The organism is Methylobacterium sp. WL103 (genome assembly GCF_008039885.1).
Taxonomy (GTDB): Bacteria; Pseudomonadota; Alphaproteobacteria; order Rhizobiales; family Beijerinckiaceae; genus Methylobacterium; species Methylobacterium cerastii.
The window spans coordinates 1-3,121 of the sequence record NZ_VRUX01000506.1 but is presented as its reverse complement, the minus strand read 5'-3'; the positions used below and the strand labels follow the sequence as shown (position 1 = coordinate 3,121).

3 protein-coding genes are annotated in these 3,121 nt (G+C 70.1%); 2 read left to right on the top strand and 1 reads right to left on the bottom strand.

Annotated features, from left to right (window positions below; translation table 11 throughout):
- A partial coding sequence (locus tag FV222_RS21390) for an SbcC/MukB-like Walker B domain-containing protein (RefSeq protein ID WP_281406903.1) occupies positions 1–1,007 on the top strand: 1,007 nt, incomplete at its 5' end.
- Positions 1,008–1,257: 250 nt separating this feature from the next.
- Here the strand turns inward: FV222_RS21390 and FV222_RS21385 are convergent.
- Complete coding sequence (locus tag FV222_RS21385; protein WP_147750614.1) at positions 1,258–1,473, bottom strand: hypothetical protein; 216 nt, start codon at positions 1,471–1,473, stop codon at positions 1,258–1,260.
- Positions 1,474–1,897: 424 nt separating this feature from the next.
- Between FV222_RS21385 and FV222_RS21380 the strand changes: the two genes are divergently transcribed.
- Positions 1,898–3,064, top strand: a complete 1,167-nt coding sequence (locus FV222_RS21380; RefSeq protein ID WP_147762690.1) for a trypsin-like peptidase domain-containing protein — start codon at positions 1,898–1,900, stop codon at positions 3,062–3,064.
- Positions 3,065–3,121: the final 57 nt, after the last annotated feature.

Genomic DNA, 3,121 nt, shown 5'->3' with positions numbered 1-3,121 from the left:
GCCTCGCGCAGGAGGCGGCCGAGAGCGCCCGCTCACACGGACGCGCGGCGGAGCGGGATCTGGCGGAGTATTGCGCCCAGTGGCGGATCGACAACCCGCTCGGGCGCGGCGACGGCAATCGCGGCGATCAGCCGGCGACCCTGGGCTACGCCTGGGTCCGGCGCGAGCACGACGAGGTCGAGGGCCACGAGCTGCGCCGCTACCGCGCCCAGGCCGAGCGCGCCACCGACGAGATGCGCCGGCTGATGACCGAGGACCTGCTGACGCGGCTGGCCGACAAGTTCGAGCGCGTCCGCGCCCGCCTCGACGCCCTCAACGAGCGGCTCTCGACCCAGCGCTTCACCGGCCAGACCTACGCCTTCGAGGCGACCGTCGATCGCCGCTACGCCGCCGTGCACGCCTTGGCGACCGAGGTGGCGCGCTCGCCCGACGCCGCGCAGGCGCTGCTGCCCGACGACGGCGAGGGTCCGATGGCGGCGGCTTTGGCGGAGGTCACCGCCCTGATCTCGGGGGCCGAGGACGCGGCGCGGCTCGCCGACTACCGCAACTACTTCGTCTACGAGATCGGGATGCGGGACGGGGCCGGCAACCGCACGACGATGTCGAGCCGGGCGCTGCGCGGATCGGGCGGCGAAGCGCAGGCGCCGTTCTACGTGGCGATCGCCGCCTCGCTCGCCAGCGCCTACTATCCCGGCGACCGGCCGGGCGACGAGAATCCCGGTTTCGGCCTATGCCTGCTCGACGAGGCGTTCTCGAAGCTCGACGTGCGCAACAGCCAAGCGCTGGTCGACCTCTATGCGGCGTGGGGGCTGCAACTGCTGATCGCCGCCCCGGAGGACAAGCGCACGACCCTGACCGAGGTGATGGACACCATCGTCACCGTCTACAAGAGCCCGGACCTCGCCTCGGTGCGGATCGAATCCGAGCACCCGCTGGAGGCGGCCAAGCGTGCCCTGCACGCGATCAATCCGGAACGGTACGACGACGATCGCGATGCGGCCGAATAGGTGGCGCGGTGCGAATTAGGCACCGCCGGCACGAGAACGATCGGGAGAACGTCCGGCCAGCGGTGCCAGCCAGACGAGAGGGGGGAACTCATCAAGCCGGCTTTAACTTAAAATAAGCAAGCCCAGCCGGCATTCACATTTGTCAAAACGGCACCGACAAAACGCGCCGTCGTCCCACTTATCCACCGGCCGCCCTCCCCGACCCCTCGTCGTGAAGGTGGAGGGCCGGAAAGGCGGGTCGCACAGGGGCTTAGTTGAGGTAGGTGCGGATCCAGTTCGGGGACAGGATCTCGCCCTCCTCCGTGATGATCCAGGGCTGCTTGGCCGGGTCGGTCAGCGCGCCGGCTGCGGCGGCGATCGCCTCGCGCAGGGTGCCGTAGCGCTCGGGCTGCGCCAGCGGCGAGGTTGCCGGCAGGGTGCGCCAGATCGTCAGGTCGGCGGGTCGTTCGAGAGCCTCGGTTTCCATCTCACTCTTTTCCTTCCGAAACGGCATCGTCCGTTCAGGCGTCCGCAGCCGACGCGAGGGTCGGCCGACCAGGAACACACCGTATTCATTCGAGAAACGAAGCATCTCTAAGGCGGCTTCACGATCATTGCGGCATCCTGGTCAGAAACCGGTCATGATTGCGTCGCAAATCGTTCGCGTCTCCTTGCCCACCAGAAGTGGCAGATTAGACGCGGACACCTCGGAGCTTCGTCTTGTCTTCCCGAAACTGTGGTCTCGAGGAATGACCATTCCGTTAGCGTCTCCGCCGCGCCGCGACGGTGCGGCGCCACTCCTTGATCATTCCCGTGCAAGAACGTTGAAGCGCACAGGCTGAATGCCACGTTAAGGGCGGCGCGCAGGTCAGCCCCGCGTCTGCGCCCGCCTGCCGGAGAGGTCACCCATCGTGCCGGATCGTTTTGTGCGCCTCGTGCTGGCGGCCGTCCTGGTGCTGCTGACGCTGTTCGTCGCCCAGCCCTACGTCACCGCATTCCTGTTCTCGCGCGGGGTCCCCCGCGCGATCACCGCCCGCGGCGATCTCGCGCCGGCGGAGGCGACGACGGTAGCGCTGTTCGAGCGGGCGAGTCCCTCGGTCGTCCACGTCTTCGCGCAGGGCGCGGCCCGCGGCGCCGACCTGATGAGCCTCGACGACGAATCCGAGCAGGGCCAAGCGGGCGGTCAAGGGGGCGGCCAGGGCGGTTCCGGCAACACCCAGACCGGGACCGGCTTCGTCTGGGACGCCGGCGGCCACGTCGTCACCAACAACCACGTCGTTCAGGCGGCGATCCAGTCGGGCGGGCCGATCTCGGTCCGGCTGTCCTCGGGCGAGGTCGTGACGGCGACGGTGGTCGGCGCCGCGCCGGCCTACGACCTCGCGGTGCTGCGCCTCGGGCGCGTCGCCAAGGCGCCGCCGCCGCTGGCCGTCGGCACATCGGCCGACCTCAAGGTCGGCCAGTCGACCTTCGCCATCGGCAACCCGTTCGGCCTCGACCACACGCTGACCACCGGCGTGATCAGCGCCCTGCAGCGGCGCCTGCCGACGAGCGAGGGGCGCGAGCTGTCCGGGGTGATCCAGACCGATGCGGCGATCAATCCCGGCAATTCCGGTGGGCCGCTGCTCGATTCCGCCGGGCGGCTGATCGGGGTCAACACCGCGATCTTCTCGCCGTCCGGCGCCAGCGCCGGTATCGGCTTCGCGGTGCCGGTGGACGTGGTGAACCGCGTCGTGCCGGACCTGATCCGCAACGGGCGTGTGCGCAATCCCGGCGTCGGCATCATCGCCGGGCAGGAGGCCACAGCCGCCCGGCTCGGCATCGACGGCGTCGTGGTCCTGCGCTTGCTGCGCGGATCGCCAGCCGCGAGCGCGGGCCTACGTGGCGTCGACCCGCAGACCGGCACGGTCGGCGACGTCATCGTCGGCGTCGGCGACCGCCCGGTGCATCGCCTCGCCGACCTTACCGCGGCGATCGAGGCGGCGGGCCTGGGACAGCAGATTGACCTCGCGGTTGAGCGGGACGGGCGCGTCCGCCGCGTGCGCATCACGACGGCGGACGTCGCGGAGAACCGGCCATGATCCATCCTCGCCTGCTCGTCGTCGGCCTTGCGGCCGGCCTCTGTACGGCCCCTCCCC